The sequence below is a fragment of the Variovorax sp. LjRoot84 genome (genome assembly GCF_964254305.1).
Taxonomy (GTDB): Bacteria; Pseudomonadota; Gammaproteobacteria; order Burkholderiales; family Burkholderiaceae_C; genus Variovorax.
Window position 1 is genome coordinate 859478 of the sequence record NZ_CAXUTE020000002.1, and the last position, 17774, is coordinate 877251.

At 69.6% G+C, this 17774-nt stretch carries 17 protein-coding genes; 13 read left to right on the forward strand and 4 right to left on the reverse strand.

What is annotated here, in order from left to right; all coding sequences use genetic code 11:
- The first annotated feature begins 46 nt into the window (after window positions 1–46).
- Both ACSQ9I_RS34780 and ACSQ9I_RS34785 read left to right on the forward strand, forming a co-directional pair.
- Window positions 47–664 (forward strand): anti-sigma factor family protein, encoded by a 618-nt coding sequence (locus ACSQ9I_RS34780; RefSeq protein WP_436316534.1) that lies wholly within the window; start codon window positions 47–49, stop codon window positions 662–664.
- A gap of 5 nt (window positions 665–669) precedes the next feature.
- A complete protein-coding gene (locus tag ACSQ9I_RS34785; protein ID WP_436316535.1) occupies window positions 670–1506 on the forward strand; it encodes a caspase family protein in 837 nt (278 codons plus the stop codon).
- A gap of 11 nt (window positions 1507–1517) precedes the next feature.
- On the opposite strand, the gene ACSQ9I_RS34790 is transcribed toward ACSQ9I_RS34785, so the two are convergent.
- A complete protein-coding gene (locus ACSQ9I_RS34790; protein ID WP_436316536.1) occupies window positions 1518–2516 on the reverse strand; it encodes an alpha/beta fold hydrolase in 999 nt (332 codons plus the stop codon).
- A gap of 145 nt (window positions 2517–2661) precedes the next feature.
- On the opposite strand from ACSQ9I_RS34790, the gene ACSQ9I_RS34795 reads away from it, so the two are divergent.
- The 11 genes from ACSQ9I_RS34795 to tagF all read left to right on the forward strand — a co-directional run bounded on the left by ACSQ9I_RS34795 (window position 2662) and on the right by tagF (window position 14328).
- Complete coding sequence (locus ACSQ9I_RS34795; RefSeq protein ID WP_436306512.1) at window positions 2662–3234, forward strand: hypothetical protein; 573 nt, start codon at window positions 2662–2664, stop codon at window positions 3232–3234.
- A gap of 206 nt (window positions 3235–3440) precedes the next feature.
- Entirely contained in the window at window positions 3441–4013 is a 573-nt protein-coding gene (locus ACSQ9I_RS34800; RefSeq protein WP_436316537.1) for a hypothetical protein, read from the forward strand.
- Window positions 4014–4088: 75 nt separating this feature from the next.
- Window positions 4089–4418, forward strand: a complete 330-nt coding sequence (locus ACSQ9I_RS34805) for a hypothetical protein (protein ID WP_436316538.1) — start codon at window positions 4089–4091, stop codon at window positions 4416–4418.
- A gap of 29 nt (window positions 4419–4447) precedes the next feature.
- Window positions 4448–6082 (forward strand): DUF4384 domain-containing protein, encoded by a 1635-nt coding sequence (locus ACSQ9I_RS34810; protein ID WP_436316539.1) that lies wholly within the window; start codon window positions 4448–4450, stop codon window positions 6080–6082.
- Complete coding sequence (locus tag ACSQ9I_RS34815; protein WP_436316540.1) at window positions 6066–6494, forward strand: hypothetical protein; 429 nt, start codon at window positions 6066–6068, stop codon at window positions 6492–6494. Before ACSQ9I_RS34810 ends, ACSQ9I_RS34815 begins: the two co-directional genes overlap by 17 nt.
- Before the next feature lie 33 nt (window positions 6495–6527).
- The gene (locus ACSQ9I_RS34820; RefSeq protein ID WP_436316541.1) at window positions 6528–7250 is read left to right on the forward strand and encodes a GIN domain-containing protein; all 723 of its coding nucleotides are present in this window, start codon (window positions 6528–6530) and stop codon (window positions 7248–7250) included.
- A 62-nt stretch (window positions 7251–7312) separates the two neighbouring features.
- Window positions 7313–7924: an OmpA family protein gene (locus ACSQ9I_RS34825; protein ID WP_436316542.1), complete on the forward strand. Its 612-nt coding sequence runs from the start codon at window positions 7313–7315 to the stop codon at window positions 7922–7924.
- Window positions 7925–8109: 185 nt separating this feature from the next.
- Window positions 8110–9303, forward strand: a complete 1194-nt coding sequence (gene tssJ, locus ACSQ9I_RS34830) for a type VI secretion system lipoprotein TssJ (protein ID WP_436316543.1) — start codon at window positions 8110–8112, stop codon at window positions 9301–9303.
- Window positions 9300–10427, forward strand: a complete 1128-nt coding sequence (locus ACSQ9I_RS34835; protein WP_436316544.1) for a DotU/TssL family secretion system protein — start codon at window positions 9300–9302, stop codon at window positions 10425–10427. Before tssJ ends, ACSQ9I_RS34835 begins: the two co-directional genes overlap by 4 nt.
- Window positions 10424–13747: a type VI secretion system membrane subunit TssM gene (gene tssM / locus ACSQ9I_RS34840; RefSeq protein ID WP_436316545.1), complete on the forward strand. Its 3324-nt coding sequence runs from the start codon at window positions 10424–10426 to the stop codon at window positions 13745–13747. The genes ACSQ9I_RS34835 and tssM overlap by 4 nt, the downstream gene beginning before the upstream one ends.
- Window positions 13741–14328: a type VI secretion system-associated protein TagF gene (tagF, locus tag ACSQ9I_RS34845; RefSeq protein ID WP_436306504.1), complete on the forward strand. Its 588-nt coding sequence runs from the start codon at window positions 13741–13743 to the stop codon at window positions 14326–14328. Before tssM ends, tagF begins: the two co-directional genes overlap by 7 nt.
- Here the strand turns inward: tagF and ACSQ9I_RS34850 are convergent.
- Genes ACSQ9I_RS34850 through ACSQ9I_RS34860 form a run of 3 tightly spaced genes read right to left on the reverse strand, consistent with a single transcriptional unit; the run spans window position 14292 to window position 17774 of the window.
- On the reverse strand, window positions 14292–15032 hold the full coding sequence (locus tag ACSQ9I_RS34850) for a PP2C family protein-serine/threonine phosphatase (protein WP_436292858.1): 741 nt from the start codon (window positions 15030–15032) through the stop codon (window positions 14292–14294). The genes tagF and ACSQ9I_RS34850 overlap by 37 nt on opposite strands.
- Window positions 15014–16279, reverse strand: coding sequence for a type VI secretion system-associated FHA domain protein TagH (gene tagH / locus ACSQ9I_RS34855; protein ID WP_436316546.1), 1266 nt, complete (start codon window positions 16277–16279; stop codon window positions 15014–15016). Before tagH ends, ACSQ9I_RS34850 begins: the two co-directional genes overlap by 19 nt.
- Complete coding sequence (locus ACSQ9I_RS34860) at window positions 16266–17774, reverse strand: protein kinase domain-containing protein (RefSeq protein ID WP_436316547.1); 1509 nt, start codon at window positions 17772–17774, stop codon at window positions 16266–16268. The genes tagH and ACSQ9I_RS34860 overlap by 14 nt, the downstream gene beginning before the upstream one ends.

A 17774-nucleotide genomic window follows, 5' to 3' on the forward strand; every position in this document is an offset into this window, starting at 1 on the left:
TGCCGCACCGCCAGGGTGCGACCGTTGCCACGGGAGCACAGGCATCATGAACAAACGCTTCGAAGAACTGCTCCCCTGGTACGCCAACGGCACGCTGGGAGCCGAAGAGCGCGCTTGGGTCGACGCCTACCTGGAACAGAATCCCGAGGCCCGGAGCGAGTTGGACTGGTATCGCTCGCTGCAGCAGCGCGTACAGGAAAACGCCCCGGCCGTACCGGCAACGATCGGTCTGGCGCGCGCCATGCGCCTGATCCAGGGCGACCGTCCGACCTTGGCCGAGCGCATCGGCGCCTTCTTCGGCAACTTCGGCATGCGCCCGAGCTATGCGATGGCCGGGCTGGCGCTCGTGGCAGTGCAAGGCGGCGTGATCCTGAACCTGCTCGGTGACGTACGCGAGAACGAGAACGAAATCCGCGCACTGCACGCGGTTCGCGTCGAAGAGGCTCCGATGCTGAAGATCAGCTTCGCCCCCGACGCCAAGGAGGCCGACATCCGCATGCTGGTGGTCCAGGTTCACGGCGAGCTGGCCGGCGGTCCGGGCCAGCTGGGCGACTACTACCTGCGCGTGCCGGCCGGCAGCGAAGCGGCAGCGCTCGCCCGGGTGCAGGCTGCCCCGATCGTTCAGGCCGCCTCGCTGGCGCCCGGCGTGCCGCCTCGGGAGTAGCCGCCATGGCCACGCTGCTGACCCGCCGTATGTTGCTGCGCTGCACATTGGGCGCCGCAGCGCTGCCCTTCGGTCCCGCCATGAGCGGCCCTGCCGACGCCAACGTCGCCGAGTCGCGCATCGCCCTGGTGATCGGCAACGGCGCGTATCGCACTGCACCGTTGAAGAACCCGCCCGGCGACGCCGGCGCGGTCGCGGCGGCGCTGCGCGGCCTTGGCTATGACGTGACCCTGCGTCAGAACACGCGGCTGCCGGAACTGATCGAGTCGCTGCGCGAGTTTTCGGTGCGCGCTCCGAAGGCCTCGGTCCGCATGCTGTTCTATGCCGGCCACGGCGTTCAGGTGAAAGGCCGCAACTACCTGGTGCCGATCGACGCCGACCCGCAATCGGAAGCGGACATCCAGCGTCAAAGTGCGGACGTCGGCGAGTTCGTCGACCGACTCAGCGCGATTCCCACCGGCGTCAACATCGTGGTGCTCGACGCCTGCCGTGTGAACCCGTTCGCCGGCGGCGTCATTGTCGGCCCCGATGGGCGGCGACTGCGATTCCGCGGCGCGACGCCGGGTGGGCTGGCGACGCTCGATGCGCCCGTGGGCACCCTGGTGGCCTTCTCGACCGCGCCGAACGGCGTGGCACTCGACGGCGCCAGCGGCAAGCACAGCGTCTATGCGCGTCACCTGCTGGCCAACCTGCCGACGCCGGGGCTGCAGATCGAGCAGCTCTTCAAGCGGGTGCGCATCGGTGTGGCCGAAGATACCGGCCGCGCGCAGGTGCCCTGGGAGTCGTCGAGCCTGACCACCGACTTCTGCTTCAAATCGGACGACAGGGGGCGCTGCGGGTAGGCAAACCGCGCTCACGCGTGGTCGTCCAAGAAGCGCTCGAGTTCGCGCGCGAAGCGCAGCGGCTCACTGACATGCGGCGAATGGCCGGCACGCGGGTAAACCGAGATCTGCGCGTGCTTCACCGTGTCGCGATACCAGGCATCGAGCGGCAGACCGGCGTAGTGCGGGCTGCGCGCCCCGAGCACGACGAGCAGCGGAGCGTCGAGGCGCGACAGCGAAGCGCGGAAGTCGGCCTGCGCCATCGACTCGGCGAGGTCGAGCAATGGCCGGACATCGATGCGTCCCAGGCGCCGGCGCAGCATCCGTCCGAGCGATGCTTCCACACCCAGCTGGCGCTTCAGCCAAGCGCCGCCGAACGTGCCGACCTCGTTCAACAGCGTCTCGGCCAGATCCTGGCGCGCACCCGCGATCAGCCCCGACAGCATCGTCGCGCTGCAGCCGCCGAACAGCCCGAGACGCCAGCTGTCGTCCGTCACGATGCGCGGCGACTGGTCGACCAGCGCCACCGCCGCGACGCGCTGCGTGCCATACAAATGCAGATACTGCATCAGCGTCAGCGCGCCCATGGAGTGCCCGACCAACGCCGAACGCTGCAGCCCGAAGTGATCGAGCATCTCGGCCAGGTCGCAAGCCAGTCGCGCCAGCGTGATGCTGCCGCGCACCGGCCGGCAACTGCCATGGCCGCGTGCGTCCCAGGCGAGCACGCAATGACGCCGCGCCAGCCGTCGCGCCACCGGCATCCAGTCGCGATGCGAGCACCCGACCCCGTGCACCAGCACCAGCGGCGGGCCTTTGCCGAGCACGTAGACGGGAACCACCTGACCATCGCTGGCCGTGAAGCTGTCGTACTCGCCGGCACCAGGCGTGCCGAGGCCGACCAGCCCGAAATTGCGCAGCGCGTTCAAGGCGCCGCGCAGGCCCGTCAGGCGTGGCGGGTGGGGAGGCGGTTCAGGCGGAGCCCTGTCGAGCATGGCGGGCAATCCTACGCTGGCGCGCAGCCCGCCCGACATCCGCTTGAACCCTTCTCAGATCCTCGGCCAAGGCCTGAACAAATCGTTTGAACCGTTTCCGAACCGACCGCAACCCATGGAGCGGGAAGGCAGGCAAATCGGCAAGCCCCACCATCAACCTCGTCACCACTCTCAGGAGATCATCATGCAACTCGTTCGCAAAGCTTCCGCCCTCGTCGTTCTCGGTCTCGCCTTCGGTGGCGCGATCGCCGGCGAGATCACCGGCTCCACGGTGCTGTCCACCGGCGCCGTCAACACCTCGGCAGGCTTCCTGGCCACGGCGCGCCAGAACATCGGCGTGGCCGAACAGAACGGCAAGATCACCAACAGCACCGTGATCGTCAACGGCGCCAACAACACCGCCGCGGGCTTCCTGTCGACGGCGACGCAGAACGTCGGCCGCGCGACGCAGGACGGCAAGATCACCAACAGCACGATCATCGGCAACGGCCTGAACAACGTGGCTGCCGGCTTCCTCAGCACCGCCACGCAGGAGGTGGGCTTCGCCAAGGACAGCGGCGTGGTCGAGAACTCGACGGTCATCGCCAACGGCGCCAGCAACACGGCCGCCGGCTTCCTGTCCACCGCCCGCCAGCAGATCGGCGGCGCCCAAGGCAACGGCAAGCTGTCGAACTCGACGGTCATCGCCACCGGCTCGGTCAACACCGCCGCCGGCTTCCTGTCGACCGCCGACCAGAGCATCGGCGTCGCCAAGTAAGCCGCTACCGCTACTCCCGCGGCCTGTCGCCGCCCGGCCCGCCCGCGCATCCGCGCCGGCGGGTCTTTTCATTCCTGCAGCTCGCCTTGTCCGCCGCGAATGCCAATTCGCTTGAACCGTTTGCGGACCCGCCGCAACCCATGGAGCGGAAGGCAAGCAAGCGCATGCCGCCACCCCCAACCCGCCAACCCTTCAGGAGAACCACCATGAAATCCGCTCCCAAACTTTCCGTCCTCGCCGCGCTCGGCCTCGTCTTCGGTGCCGCCATGGCCGGCGAGATCACCGACTCCGGCGTGTTCTCGACCGGTGCTGTCAACACCTCGGCTGGCTTCCTGTCCACCGCGCGGCAGAACGTCGGCGTGGCCGAGCAGAACGGCAAGATCCGCAACACGGCTGTGATCGTCAACGGCGCGGTCAACACCTCGGCGGGCTTCCTGTCGACGGCCAACCAGAGCATCGCCCGCGCTACCCAGAACGGCCAGATCAGCCAGACCGCCGTGGTCGCGCAAGGCGTGAACAACACCGCCGCCGGCTTCCTGAGCACCGCAAACCAGGAAGTGGGCTTCGCCAAGGACGACGGCAAGGTCCAGGGCAGCTTCGTCGGCGCCACCGGCGTGAGCAACGTGGCCGGCGGCTTCCTGGCCTCGGCGCACCAGCAGATCGGCGGCGCGCAAGGCAGCGGCAAGCTGACGAACTCGACGGTGCTCGCCACGGGCCAGGTCAACACCGCCGCGGGCTTCCTGTCCACCGCCGACCAGAGCGTCGGCGTCGCGAAGTAAGACAAGACCTCGTCCTTCTTCTTTCCCTGCGCCGGCGTCTCCCCCCGCCGGCGCTTCCCCACCCAGGAGACCACCATGAATGCAAGCCTCGCCCTCACCGCCCGCATCGTCCTCGCCGCCGCCACACTGGGTGCCGGCGCCCACGCAATGGCGGGGCAGGAGCTGATGGGTGTCGATACGCGCTTCCGCGCGAAGATCGCGAAGGAAAAGATCCGCATCGCCGCCCAGGAGCGCAAGGCCGACGAACAAGGCAAGTCACAGGGAAATTCCCTGGACTCCACCAGCTGCGGGAGTCAGAACATCGGCAACATCGACACCGGCGGGCGCATCGGCGCCGGCCCGCGCGAGGTTTTCGTGTTCGCACCCAACGCGATCAACATCGTCGGCCGCGGCGGGTGCCGCTAAGCGGACGTCCCGCAGAAGGGAGATCTCACATGAAACCGCCCAAAGTCGCGCGCCTCCTCGCGCTTGCCGCCGCCCTCATTGCACTCGCCGGCTGCCAGACGCTCGAGGTCAAGCAGCCCACCATCGAGCAGACCAACGAGATCCGCAAGGGGCCCGAGGACCGGCCCCAGCGCTCGATCACCGGCTTCTCGCATGCGCTGCGCTGCATGGACACGCTCTTGCTCGACTACGGCGTGCGTGACATCACGATGCTGACCGAGGAAATCGCCGACGAAACGAAGAAGCTGAACGCCGGCACGCGCGACATGCTGATCTCGTCGGTGTCGGACATGTCGCGGCGCAGCCGGGCGGTGCGCCTGGTCGCGTTCGGGAAGGACACGGCGAATGTCATCAGCTACCTCGCCTCGGCGCAAAGCGCGTCGGCCTACCAGGCCATCCCGCTGTACGACATCAAGGGCTCGGTGTCGCAGTTCGACGAGAACCTGGTCAAGAACCAGAAGGACATCGGCATCGGCTTCGCGCCCTTCATCAACCTCGGCGCGGCAAAGGATGCGGGCTCCAGCATGCTGGCGCTCGACCTGAGCGTGCTGACGACCAGCGACATGGCGGTGCTCGCGGGCGTCACTTCGCGCAACTCGGTGATGATCCTGAAGCAGGGCAGCGGCATCGACGGCGATGCTGCGTATCACAAGTTCGGCATCAACTACAGCATGAACCTGGCGAAGGCCGAAGGCCAGACGCAGGCGCTGCGCGGGCTGGTCGAGCTCGCGGCGGTCGAACTCATCGGCAAGCTCACCAAGACTCCGTACTGGACCTGCCTGGGCGTGACCGACCCGAAGAAGAACGACGAAACGCGCCTCGAGATGTTCGACTGGTACCACGCGATGGCGTCGACGCGCATCGAGCTGATCGCCTACTTCCAGAACCAGCTGCGCCGGCGCGCGTTCTACGACGGCCCGATCGACGGCGAATTCAACCCGGCCATCGACGAGGCGATCGCGAACTACCGCGCTGCGCTGGGCCTCAGCCGCGAGGCGGTGCTCAACGAGGAGTTCTTCTACGCCTTCCTCGCCGCCGACCACACCAAGATCAAGCGGCCGGACCAGCCTGCACGCTACGTCGCGCCGGCCTCGGTGGCCGGAGCCCCCACATCGATCCCGGTGGCCGCAGCCGCAACGACCGCAACAGCCGCAAGGGCCGCAGCCACCCCGGCAGCCGAGGCGGCCCACGCACAGGCGGCGCCGCTCAAGCTCTCGCTGACGACCCCGAAGCAGCAGACCCGCTTCGCCCGCGGGGAGGCGATCAACCTGGCCCTCGCGCCCTCGCAGGATGCGCATGTCTACTGCTACCTGCAGGACGAGGAGGCCAAGGTCATCCGCTTCTTCCCCAACCGCTTCGCCCGCGACTCGCGCGTCGCCGCGGCCCAACCGCTCGCGCTGCCCGGCGCGATGCGCTTCCAGCTCACGATGAACACGAAGGGCGTACCCGAGACCGTCTCCTGCTTCGCGACGCAGCGCGACGTGATGGCTTCGCTGCCGCAGGCGCTGGTCGGCACTGACTTCGAACCCCTCCCCGGCGCCACGCTCGAACTGATCCGCAGCGCCTTCCTCAAAGCCAGCGGCGGCACGCTCGCCCAGGAGAACTTCCGTGTCCAAGCCAAATGAGTCCCGTCCTGGCCGTGCGAAGCAGCTCGGCATCCGCCTGGCCGCTGTGAGCGCGGTCGCCCTGGTCGCCGCCATCGGCGTCCTGCAACTGCCCCTCGGCGCGACGGCAGGCGTCGCCACCGCGGCCGCCCCCACCGACGATCGCGTCGGGTCCGGGCTCCCGCCCGCCCCCCCGGCCTCGACGCCGGTGCCGAGACAGAAGGCGCAGGGCACCTATCGGCTGCGCTGCTGGCAGTACGGCCGCCTGCTGTTCGACGAGGGGCCGGTCACCCTGGGCCCCGACGCACGGCAGGGTGCGAAGCTGGTGGCGATCGACCGCGACGGCGGGGCGGTGATCGTCACCGATGCCGGCTGGACCACCTGCCAGGCGCGCCCCTACCCCGCGGCACCCAACCTCGCGCTGCCGCGCTGAGGCCACGGCTCATCGCAACCCAGGAGCCGCACCATGAACTGGTTCACCCGTGTGTTCCCCGTGCGGGGGACGCTTCGGGCCGCGGCTTCGGCCGCGGTTCTTGCCGCGATCCTTGCCGAGCCGGCACAGGCGGCCACCGAAACCCGCAGCGTCGCCGACTTCGACCAGGTCGTGTTCGCCGTCGCCGGCGAGGTCAGCATCGAGCAGGGCCCGCGCGAGACGCTGACCCTGGAAGCCGAGCCGGCGGTGCTGCGCAAGATCACGACCGAGGTTCAGGGCCGGCGCCTGCTCATCGGCCTGGCGCCCGGCCGGATCGAGACACAGCAGCCGATCCGGATGAAGCTCGGCGTCCGCGCACTGCGTGCCTTCGAGTCGCGCACCGCCGGTGCGATCAGCATCGGACCGCTGCGCAGTGACGCGCTCGCGCTGGTGCTGGCGGGCGGTGGCTCGATCCGCCTCGATCGCCTGGAAAACGCGCGCAGCCTCGACGTGCGGATCACCGGCGCCGGCGAAGTCGCTGTCGGGGGCGGCAAGGTGATGGCGCAGCAACTTGCCATCACCGGCATGGGCAGCTATTTGGCACCCAAGCTCGCCAGCGAGCGCGCCGAAGTCACGATCGATGGCAATGGCGAAGTGCGACTTGCTGCCAGCACCACGCTGGCGGTGCGCATCGGGGGTGTCGGCCACGTGCGCTATCACGGCGACCCGGTGGTGACACGTTCCATCCGCGGCATCGGGTCGATCGAGAAAGATTGAACCGACCAGGCGGCGCGCGCAACCCATGGGCATTGACGAATCCAACGCCCAAGGAGCCCGAAATGACCCGCTACTTCAGCACCCTCGCCCTCGCCCTCGCCGCCGCCCTGATCACCCCCCAGGTGAAGGCCGAGAAGGTGATCGTCTATCGTGAGGGCCAGCTCGTGAACCCGCTGGACGTGGCGGCGGTGCTCGGCAAGACCCGTTCGATCCGCCTGCTCGATGATGCACCTGCCGCCCCGACGAAGTTCGTCGCGGCGGCGGCGGTTGCACTGGCGAAGACCTCGGCGCGTACCTCGGCCTCTGTGCCCATTGCGCGTGATGACTCGAACGTGGACGCCTCGGCGCTGTCCCTGCCGGTACGCTTCGCCTTCGACTCCGCTGACATCCTTCCGGCCGCACGGGCCCAACTCGACGCGCTGGCCGAAGGCATCAAGCTGCTTGCGCCGAAGAGCATCGTCACGGTCGAAGGCCACACCGACGCCGTCGGCAGCGATGCCTACAACCTCGAGCTGTCGCGGGGCCGCGCCCGCGCAGTGCGTGACTATCTGGTGCAGCGCCACGGCATCGACGCCGCACGCCTGAAGACGGTTGGTTATGGCGAAGACCGGCCGATCGCAGACTCCGATCCGTACGCCGCCGTGAACCGTCGCGTGCAGTTCCACGGCTCCTGAACGGACGATCGCGCGTACCCAGGGCCCGCACCACGGCCGCGTCGCGGCGGCCGCGCGCTCTCCCCTTGTGCCGCCGCTGCGCAGCGCCGAGAATGGGATGCGATCGCCAGTGGAGGGCTTCACACATGAGACGCCAGGCCGCTCCCAAGTCGAATAGCACCGCAGCCGAAGGCGAAGGTACTCCAATGAGTCGCCGTCGCCTTCTTGCCTGCCTCGGCCTCGTCCCTGTGCTGTGGAGCGGGGTCTGCCACGCTCAGTCGCAGGCCAAGGTCGAAGCCCCCAGGCAACGCCGAGTCGCACTCGTGATCGGCAACGGTCGATACCCTGAAATTCCGCTGAACAATCCCGAGCACGACGCTCGCCTGGTCGCGCAGACCTTGCGTTCCCTCGACTTCGAAGTGGGCGAATACCTCAATCTCAATGCCCGCGACTTCAAGCGCGTGCTGCGGGAATTCGCGCGCCGCATGGACGACGATCAGGTTGCATCGGTTTTCTACTACGCCGGTCACGGCGTACAGATCGGCGGGCGCAACTACCTGCTGCCGGTCGATATCGCGCTGCGCGACGAGGCCGAAGTGCGCGACGAGGCCATCGACATGCACGAAGCGCTGCTCGCGCATGTCGACCGGGTGCGTCCACGCGCCCGCATCTTCATCATCGACGCCTGCCGCAACGACCCCTTCGCGGCGCGCAGGCGATCGCGCAACGCCAACGGCCTGGCCGAGATGGCGGCGCCGGGTGCCCTCATTGCTTTCTCTGCAGCCCCCGGCGGGGTCGCCGAGGACGGCCCGATCGGGGGCAACAGCATCTATACGCGCCACCTCGCCACCGAGCTGCGCTCCATGGGCGTCGAGGTCGAGGAAATGATGAAGGCGGTACGCATCAAGGTGCTGCGCGACACCGCTCAGCGCCAGATCCCCTGGGTGAACACCTCGATGGTCGTGAATTTCATGTTCAATCCCGGTGCGGCACCGGTACTGGCCGGGCCCAAACGCAACCTGCAGTTGCTCGTGCAGGCGCAGCGCAGCTTGAACACCGATGCACGCAACGCGTCGGCCTCGCTGGCGCTGCGGGTTTATGTATTGCGCGATGCGAGCGGATTCGAGAAGGCGAGTTTCGACAGCCTCTACGACGATGACGAGGCGACCCTCGGGTCGAATGTGCTCGTGCGCCAGAGTCTGCACCTGCGCCCTGGCGAAGCGCGCGAGCTGGCCCTCGAGCTGAGCGGCGACGCGCGTGCCGTCGCGGTGTTCGGTGCGTTCCGGGAAATCGAGCACTCGCAGTGGCGTGCCATCCTGCCCTTGCCCGTCGGGACGCTGGCGCCGCGCGCGCGCGTCGACGCACAGGCGCGCCAACTGCTCATGGGGTGGGCGAAGTGAAGCGGCCCGGCGCCGCGCCCGCATCGCCGGCTTTCGGCGGGCCGGACGGCGTCGACGAGCCGGCCGCTGCGCGTGCGTTGCGCGCCCAGGCGCTCCCCCTCGTGGCATTGATGGCCGGCTTGCGAGACGCGACGCCCGCCGACCCGGCCGCGCTGCGCAGCACGCTGGCTGCAGCGGTGAACCGTTTCGAAGCGGATGCACGCGCGGCAGGCGTCGAAGAGGCCGGCATCGCGGCCGCGAGCTACGTGCTCTGTGCCTGGGGCGACGAGCAGTTCGGCTCGGCGCCCTGGGGTGCGCAAGGCGCCGGACTGCTGCAGCGCTTTCACGGCGAAGCCGACGGCGGCGACAAGCTGTTGCGCCTGCTGACGCGGCTCGCCGAAAAGCCGCGCGAGTACCGCGCGCTGCTCGAACTCTTCCACACCTGCCTGAGTCTCGGGCTGCGCGCGCGCATGGTCCTCGACAACCGCGAACACGAATCCCTGCGCACACGCGTGCACCTCGCGCTGCAGCAGGTGGCGCCGGTTCCGGCGTTGGTCGCCCCCTGGCACTGCGCGGCAGCGGCCGCCAGCCCGCCGCGGGCGCCACGCGTCGCGTTGCCGGCGGTCCTGCTGCTCGGCGTGCTGGCCTTGGGCGTCTACAGCGCCGGCCAGCTGCAGCTTGCGGCGCGCGTCGACGGCGTGCTGGCGTCCTTGCAGCAACTCGTGCCGGCAAGCACCGCCACGGCGGTGCCAGTGGCGGGCACGCCGACGGCGCCGCCGCGGCTGGCCCCGAACCTGCGTGACGACATCGACGCCGGCCGGTTGTCGGTCCGCGACGAGGCGCTGCGCAGCGTGGTCGTGGTCAGTGCCGACGCGCTGGGCGACGCCACTGGCCCGTTGACGCGCCTCGGCGCAGCGCTCGCGAAGCTGCCGGGCAAGGTACTTGTCGTCGGCTACACCGATGGCAGCGATCCTCCGACGGCCCGCACGCCCTCGGCCTGGCATCAGGCGATGGAATGGGCGCGCGGCGCCGCCGACGTCTTGCGGCCGCAACTCGGCGATGCGCGGCTCGCGGTCGAGGCCCGCGTCGACGCCACGGCCGGCAAGCCGCTGCGCCGGGTCGAGATCGTCCTGTTCCCGGAATGAAGGCGTCGACCCGCTTCGTGCAAAGCGCCGTGAACCTCGGCGCGGCAGGCGCCCTGCTGTGGTTCGCGGCACCGCTGCTCGCCTTCGGCAACTGGCATCCCTTCGACGACATGCGCACACGCGTCGCCTTGCTGGCGCTGGTCGCGCTCCTGCTGCTCGGTCTGGGCGGGCTGCGGGTGCTGCTGGCCCGGCGGCGCAACGAGCGCCTGCTGAAGGGCCTCGAATCCGGCGATGCCAGCCCCGAACTGAGCCAGCGCTTCCGCCAGGCGCTCGCGATGCTGCGGCAGGGCATCGAGGCGAAGGGTACCCAGCGCTGGTGGCAGAGCCGGCGACAGGTGCAGCAGCTGCCCTGGTACTTGATCATCGGTGCGCCCGGGGGCGGCAAGACCACGGCGCTGTTGCATTCGGGTCTGCGCTTTCCGCTCGCCGAACGGCTCGGGCGCGACCCGCTCGCGGGTACCGGCGGCACACGTCAATGCGACTGGTGGTTCAGCAAGGACGCCGTGTTCATCGATACTGCGGGACGCTACACGACACAGGACAGTGACGCCGCGGCCGACGCCCGGGAATGGCAGCAATTCCTCGCGCTGCTGCGCCGGCACCGGCCGGTGCAGCCGATCAATGGTGTGATCATTAGCGTCAGCGTGCCCGACCTGCTGCACGGCGGCGCGGAACTCGCGCGCCAGGCGGCTGCGGTCGCGGCGCGCCTGGACGAACTGCGCCGCGAGCTCGATCTCGCCTTTCCGCTCTATCTGCTGGTGACCAAGGCCGACCTGCTCGCCGGCTTTGTCGAAACCTTCGGCGATCTCGACGCCGCGCAACGCGAGCACCTCTGGGGCCTGGTGTTCGACGCCGATGTCGCCGGCATCCCGGTCGATCTCGCGCCGCGCCTGGCCGACCTCGCGCAGCGCCTGGCACGGCGCGGCCCCGAGGCGCTGCAGCATGAACGCACACCGCAGCGCCGCCTGCCGATCTACGCCTTCGCGGCACAGTTCGAAGCCCTGCTCGCACCTCTCGAAGGATTTGTGCGCAAGGCCTTCGCCGGCATTGCCGCCGAACCGGCGCAGCGCCTGCGCTCGATCGCGCTGACGAGCGGCACCCAGGAGGGCAATCCGATCGACCGGGTGATCGGCGAACTCGCACGCAGCCACGGCCTGGCGCTGAAGCCGCTGCCGCGACCCGACGCCGGCGGCAAATCGTTCTTCCTGAACTCGCTGCTGAAGCGCCTGGTGATCGCCGAAGCGCCGCTGGCAGGTCAGCGGCTGGAGCGGCTGCGTTTGCGTCGGCGAGCCGCCGTGTTCGGCGCCGGCTTTGCCGGCGCCGCTCTGCTCGCCGCATCTGCCCTGTGGTGGCAGAGCTACCGGCGCAACCTCGACTATGTCGACACGGTGCGCACGCGCGTCGAGCAGTTGACCGAGCGCATCGGCTCGCTGGAGTCGGCAAGCCTCGAGCAGGTGTTGCCGCTCTATTCGCTGCTCGAGCGCCTGGCCGCGAACGATGGCATCGATCCGAACGAACCGCCCGCCGGCTTTGGCTTCGGGCTGTTCCAGGGGCCGCGGCTGGCGCGCTCGGCGGAGCAGGCCTACCGCGAGATGCTCGATCGCAGTCTGGCGCCGCTGCTCATCGAGCGCTTGCGCCGCGACCTGCGCGAGGCCGAGGACAGCGCGACGCGTTACGAGGCGCTGCGCGCTTCATTGATGCTCGCCAGCCCGGCGCGGCTGGTCCGCGGCGAGTTGCGACCCTGGGTCGAGCAGGCGCTGGTACAGGCGAGCGGCGCCGGCGAACGCGTCGAATGGGCGCGCCATGTCGAGACCCTGCTCGAGCGCAGCGGGCTGCCCGAGGCGATGCGCTCCGACGATGCCGGGGTGCGCGCGGCGCGCAGCGCTCTCGCGGCGCTGCCGCTGGCGCAGCGCGTGCACGAGCGCTTGCTGCGACGCGTTTCCGACCCCGAACCGGCGCAGGATCTGCCGACGCGCCTCGGCGCGGCCGGCGCCCTCATGTTCGCAGCGTCGAGCGCCGGGCCGATGCCCGAGCATTCAAGTGCCGGCGACTGGCGGCGCAAGCTCGTGCCGGCGCTCGAGGCGACCTTCGATGAGCTCGCGAACGAGGCAGACTGGGTGCTCGGCGACACCGGCAGCGAAGTACGGCGTCTGCAGAAGGACCGCGTCTGGCGCGACGAAATCGCCGCGCAGGTCGGCAAGCGCCAGGCCCAGCGCGTGATCGCCGCCTGGTCGCGCCAACTCGATGCCCTTGCGTTGGCGCCCGGCACCGATGCGGATGGCGCCGCGCGCCAGGCCACAGAACTCACGGCGCCCGATTCGCCGCTGCGCCGCCTCTTGACACGCCTGGCCGACGAGTTCAGCGCGACCTCCCAGGGCGGCAGCACGGCCGAGGCCGCCTTCGATGGCCTGCTTCGGGCCCGCTTCGGTGCGCTCGGCGACTACGCGGCAGGTGCCGGGCCGCAAGCGCTCGACCGCCTTCACGCCCTGGCTACGGCCAAGCGCGACGAGGCTGCCAATGCCGAGCTCGACGCGACCTTGCGCGCCGAGGCCGCCCGCGCGCCGGTGGCGCTGCGCAAGGTCTACATCGGCCTCGGGACCTTGATTCGCTCGCGCGGCGGCGCCAAGGCAAGTTTCGACGCCGCGCTGGCCGAACTCGCGCAGACCTGCAGCGCGTTGACGCGCGAGCGCTTCCCGTTTGGCGCCGCCGCGTCGCGCGACATGGCACCGTCCGATTTCGCGCGCCTGTTCGGACCCGGCGGCCTGTTCGACGAGTTCCGGCGCAACCAGTTGAGCGAACGCGTCGACACGTCGAGCCGGCCTTGGAAGGCGCGCAGCTCACCCGTCGATGCGAGCATGCCGGGTGCATTCGAGCAGGCGGCGGCGATCGGCACCCTGTTCTTCCCCGGGGGTGCTCCGCTGCCCGAGCTCAAGCTGCGCCTCACGCCGCAGCGCATGGATACCGAGCTGCTGCAGTTCAGCATCGATGTCGATGGTCAGCTGCTGCGCTTCGAAAACGGCCCGACACGCTCCAAGGAACTGGTCTGGCCGGGACCGGCGTCGACGCAGAAAGTGCTGATGCGCATCTTGCCGCCCGGCCCCGCCGGGGTCGGCGCCGAAGTCCATGAAGGTCCGTTCGCCTGGCTTCGGGTGCTGTTGCGCGGCGACTGGAAGGGCGAGCGGGGCGCGCCAGCGCGGCTGGCCTTTGTCGTCGACACACGCACCCTCGACGTCGAGGCGAGCGCATCCGGCGCGCCCGAGGCCGATATCTGGACCCTCCGGGAGCTGGCACGTTTTCGCTGCCCGCAAGCGACATGGTGAAGTTGCCGTCGCGTCGCGTGTCCTGGTACGGCAAGCTGCCCGCGCGCGGAGACTTCGTCGGCCGTGGCCTGCCGCCACGCTGGCGCGGCGACTGGGACGGTTGGCTACAGCGCGGCCTCGCCCTCGCCGCGACGATGGTGGACGGCGCCGCGCTGCGCGAACGCCTTCGCGCCTTCGCGCCGTGGCGCTATCTGGCGCTGCCGGCGCCCGGCGAGATCTGGTGCGGCATCATCGTGGCTTCGCACGATCGTGTCGGACGCGCTTTTCCGTTGACGCTGGCCGAACGCTTTGCCGCGCCGGCCTCACCCGACCAAAGCGCTGCACGGCTCGCGTCGCTGCTTGGCGCGGCAGCAGAAGGACCCGAAGCGCTCGAGGCGGCTATAGCCGCGTTGCCGCCGCACTCCGAGCAGGAATTCAAGCCAGCCGAGGCCTGGCCGTCGCAGCCGGCCAGCCTCTGGTGGCCGCTCGCCGCTGCGCACGATGTCATTCCCAGGGCTGCGGCCTGGCCACCGGAGCCGGCGCTACTGCTCGAACTGCTCGAAATTCAACCCGCCGCGCACCAGATCGCGAGCGCCGAATAGTTGTCCTGGTCGCTGCGGTCGGCTTGCTGCACGCCCGCTTCGAGGCGATCGAGCCAGGCCTGGGCGCCACTGCAGCCGACCACGCTGCGCGCCATCGCCACATCGTCGAAGGCCGACCACAGGCCGTCGCTGCACAGCAGCAGCGCATCGCCGGAAGCGAGCACCTGCGGCGTTTCCAGAACCTCGAAGTCGAAGCCTTCGGGCGAGCCGAGCGCCGAAGTCAGCTGCCCCGAGGCGTCGGCGGTCGCACTCAGGCCGGCGTCGCGCAAGCGCTGTTCGAGGCTTTGATCACGCGTGCGCCCGAGCAATCGGGCGTCATGCCAGCGGTACAGGCGCGAGTCGCCGGCATGGGCCCAGAGCGCCGCGCCGCTGTGAAGATCGAGCAGTAGCACCACGATGGTGGTGCGCATGTCGGCAGTCAGGGTACCGGCAACCTGTTGCGCGACGACTGCGCCGTTGGCCCCCTGGACAAGCCACTGCAGCGCGTTCAAGCTGAACTCGGGATGGAGCGCGAAGGCTTCCAGCACATGCGTCACGGCGGCGCGCGATGCCGTCTGGCCGCCGCCATGCCCACCAGCGCCGTCGCACAGAACGGCGACAAGCGAACCGGCGCCTTCCCAATAGCCGAAGGCATCTTCGTTGCACTCGCGCCGCCCGGTTTGCGACAGCGCAGCGAGCGAGACGGTCAACGCGCGCTCGGCCATGGATCCTCCGGCGGCGCGGGATCGACGTCGGCATTGACGCGCGACTGGGCTTCATAGGCGCGCAGGAATTCGCGTCCGAAGATGGTCTCGAAGTCGTCATCCAGGTGCTCGAGCAACTGGGCGTGCTGCATGCGGTGGCGATGCCAGAGGGCCGCGGCGCGGAGCAAGGGCAGGCGTGAAATACCGTGCGCCGGCCCCTCCCCGTTCTCGGCGGCCTTGGGACCCAGCCGGGAGAAGAGCTCGAACACAGCCGCGCGCATGCCGGCCACCATCGCCACCTGGTGCACCAGCAGGTCGTGATGCGCGTCGTGCAATGCCGCCACCGGGTCGAGGAAGCCGGGGCTCGCGTCACGCTGCAGCATTCGAGTCAACGCTTCGGTCGCGTCCGGCGAGAACTTCAGCGGGTTGTTCTGGCGCGGGGTGATGTGCGTACCCTCGGCGCGCATCTGGCGTTTCGCGACCGCGCGGCTTTGCAGCAGCGCGAGCGTGCCTTCGGCCGTGGCCCGCAGCAGCGCGCCGAGGTGTTCCATCCAGTCCGGCGTGAGCGGCGCTACCTCGGCGCCAAGGCCGGCGCCGCGACCGAAAGCCGCCGCAAGCTCACGCAGTTCCGGCGACATGTCTGCCGAACGCGAATGGGCTGCCGCGGCGGGCGGTGGCCGTGGTGTCACTGCCGGCAGAGAGGCCTGCAGGGGCGGCGGTGCCGGTGGCATCGAGGGCGCACTCGGCGCTATCGATGTGATGGTGCGCACGACATGCCGGCTCGTCTGCCACGACACCACCGCGCTGATTGCCGCAGCTTCGGCCGAAGGTGCAAGGGCCGGCAGCGGAGATTCGGCAGCGAGTGGATCGAGCGCTGCGTCCAGATCGAACCAGCGGTCCAGGCGCGAGCGCTGCGCAGCCGCCGCCGCCGCGGGCTCGACGGCGAGCTCGAACCCGCCGATGCGCAAGCGGTCGCCCACCAAGAGGGCCCGTTCGCCGCCCGGGTCGAGCTGCATGCCGTTCACCCACAAGGGTGCGGTGCTGCTGATGCAGCGCACGCGCGCGGCCTGGTCGGCCACGATCACTTGTGCATGCTGGCGCGACACAAGGCGCAGCGGGTCAGCCAGCACCAGGCCGCAATCGACGGCGCGGCCGATCGTGAGGCCCTCGGGCGGCAGAGGAAGCGCCGTCGCATCGGGTTCGGTGGCGCCGGGTCGGCGCGTGACACGCAGCTCGATCACGGCGCGCTCGAGTTCAGCCGAGGGCACGCCACAAGTCGGCCTGCACACGGCGGGCATCGACGTTCGGCATGAGCTGTTCGACCACGCTGGCGACGAACTGCTCGCGGGTATGCGACTTCGCAGCGCAGCGCCTGGCGACGACCCGCGCAATCGGTCCCAGTGAGGAAAGGAGTGCGGCGGCCGCCTTCTCGACATCCCCCTCACGCATCGGCACGCCGCTCGGCGCTTCGCCCCCGACCTGCGTGGACTGGAAACTGGTGGCCGCTGCCGAGACCGCGGTATCGCTGCGCGGCGCACCGGCCTTGGCCAGGAAGCGCTCGCGCGCTTCAAAATCGACGATCGCACTGGCGACGGCATGGCGCACTGCCGTCAGCGAGGTCAACCCGCGCGCTGCGCGGCGCACCAGCACGCGAGCCACCGGTCCAACATGCTGGGCCAGTTCGCGTTCGACCTCGGCCAGCGCCGCGGTGTCCCATCCGGTGGGTACCGGGACCGAGGGCGGGCCGGTGACGGGCAGCGGCTTCGAGGGCGTCAGGGGAGTCGTCGCCGGGTCGGGTACCGACGGCACCGATGTCGAGCTCGGCCTGGAGGGCGCGGACGGGTCGCGCACCTTCCCAACGGCCGGCTTCGCCTCGGGGCCTTTGAGCCGAGGAGCGAGCAGGATGTCGGCCGGGAGCACATCCGGCACCGCCTCCGTCGCGAGCGCCAGCAGCGCGGTTCGCATTTCCATGGCGGTCGCGTAGCGCTGCGTCGGATCCTTCGCCAGCGCGCGGTCGAGCACCGCGTTGAAGGGCTCGAGCGCGGCGTCCTTCGTCACCTCGCTCAGCGGCTTGTGCGGCTCGTAGACGATCTTGTACATGATCGCGTCGTCCGTGCCGACGAATGGCGTCGTCCCGCTGAGCATCTGGTAGAGCAGCACGCCTGCCGAGAACACATCGACGCGCCGGTCGACGTCGCTGTTGGTGTACTGCTCGGGCGCGATGTAGCCGGGCGACCCGATGACGGAAGTGCCGCGAGTCAGATTCGACGATTCGGTTCGCGCGATACCAAAATCGGTGATCTTCAAGCGCCCGTCATCGGCAATCAGCAGATTCGCCGGCTTGATATCGCGGTGCACGATGCCGCGCTCGTGGGCGTAGTGCAAGCCGTCGAGCAGTTGCAGCATCAGGCACAGCACCTGCGACACCTCGAGCTTGCGCGGAGCCTGGATGTAATCGCGCAGGTTTCGCCCGGCGACGTACTCCATGACGATGTAGGCGCAGTCGTTGTCTTCGCCGAACTGGTAGACCGAGACGATGTTGCGGTGCGTCAGCCGCCCTGCCGCCTTGGCTTCCACGCGAAAGCGCGCCGCCACGCTCGGGTCGTCGTCGCTCGAGTCGAGCAGGCGACGGTGGATCGTCTTGATCGCCACCGGACGGTCGATGGCCGGGTCATGCGCCAGGTACACCATGCCCATCGCACCCGAGCCGACCACGCCGCGGATCGGGTACGGACCGACATGGGATGGGATGGGTGCGGACAT

Excerpts from the sequence above, each read along its gene's own strand:
- ACSQ9I_RS34780 (WP_436316534.1), top strand. The coding sequence starts at position 47 with ATGAACAAACGCTTCGAAGAACTGCTCCCCTGGTACGCCAACGGCACG.
- ACSQ9I_RS34785 (WP_436316535.1), top strand. The coding sequence starts at position 670 with ATGGCCACGCTGCTGACCCGCCGTATGTTGCTGCGCTGCACATTGGGC.
- ACSQ9I_RS34790 (WP_436316536.1), bottom strand. The coding sequence starts at position 2,516 with ATGTCGGGCGGGCTGCGCGCCAGCGTAGGATTGCCCGCCATGCTCGAC.
- ACSQ9I_RS34795 (WP_436306512.1), top strand. The coding sequence starts at position 2,662 with ATGCAACTCGTTCGCAAAGCTTCCGCCCTCGTCGTTCTCGGTCTCGCC.
- ACSQ9I_RS34800 (WP_436316537.1), top strand. The coding sequence starts at position 3,441 with ATGAAATCCGCTCCCAAACTTTCCGTCCTCGCCGCGCTCGGCCTCGTC.
- ACSQ9I_RS34805 (WP_436316538.1), top strand. The coding sequence starts at position 4,089 with ATGAATGCAAGCCTCGCCCTCACCGCCCGCATCGTCCTCGCCGCCGCC.
- ACSQ9I_RS34810 (WP_436316539.1), top strand. The coding sequence starts at position 4,448 with ATGAAACCGCCCAAAGTCGCGCGCCTCCTCGCGCTTGCCGCCGCCCTC.
- ACSQ9I_RS34820 (WP_436316541.1), top strand. The coding sequence starts at position 6,528 with ATGAACTGGTTCACCCGTGTGTTCCCCGTGCGGGGGACGCTTCGGGCC.
- ACSQ9I_RS34825 (WP_436316542.1), top strand. The coding sequence starts at position 7,313 with ATGACCCGCTACTTCAGCACCCTCGCCCTCGCCCTCGCCGCCGCCCTG.
- tssJ (WP_436316543.1), top strand. The coding sequence starts at position 8,110 with ATGAGTCGCCGTCGCCTTCTTGCCTGCCTCGGCCTCGTCCCTGTGCTG.
- tssM (WP_436316545.1), top strand. The coding sequence starts at position 10,424 with ATGAAGGCGTCGACCCGCTTCGTGCAAAGCGCCGTGAACCTCGGCGCG.
- tagF (WP_436306504.1), top strand. The coding sequence starts at position 13,741 with ATGGTGAAGTTGCCGTCGCGTCGCGTGTCCTGGTACGGCAAGCTGCCC.
- ACSQ9I_RS34850 (WP_436292858.1), bottom strand. The coding sequence starts at position 15,032 with ATGGCCGAGCGCGCGTTGACCGTCTCGCTCGCTGCGCTGTCGCAAACC.
- ACSQ9I_RS34860 (WP_436316547.1), bottom strand. The coding sequence starts at position 17,774 with ATGTCCGCACCCATCCCATCCCATGTCGGTCCGTACCCGATCCGCGGC.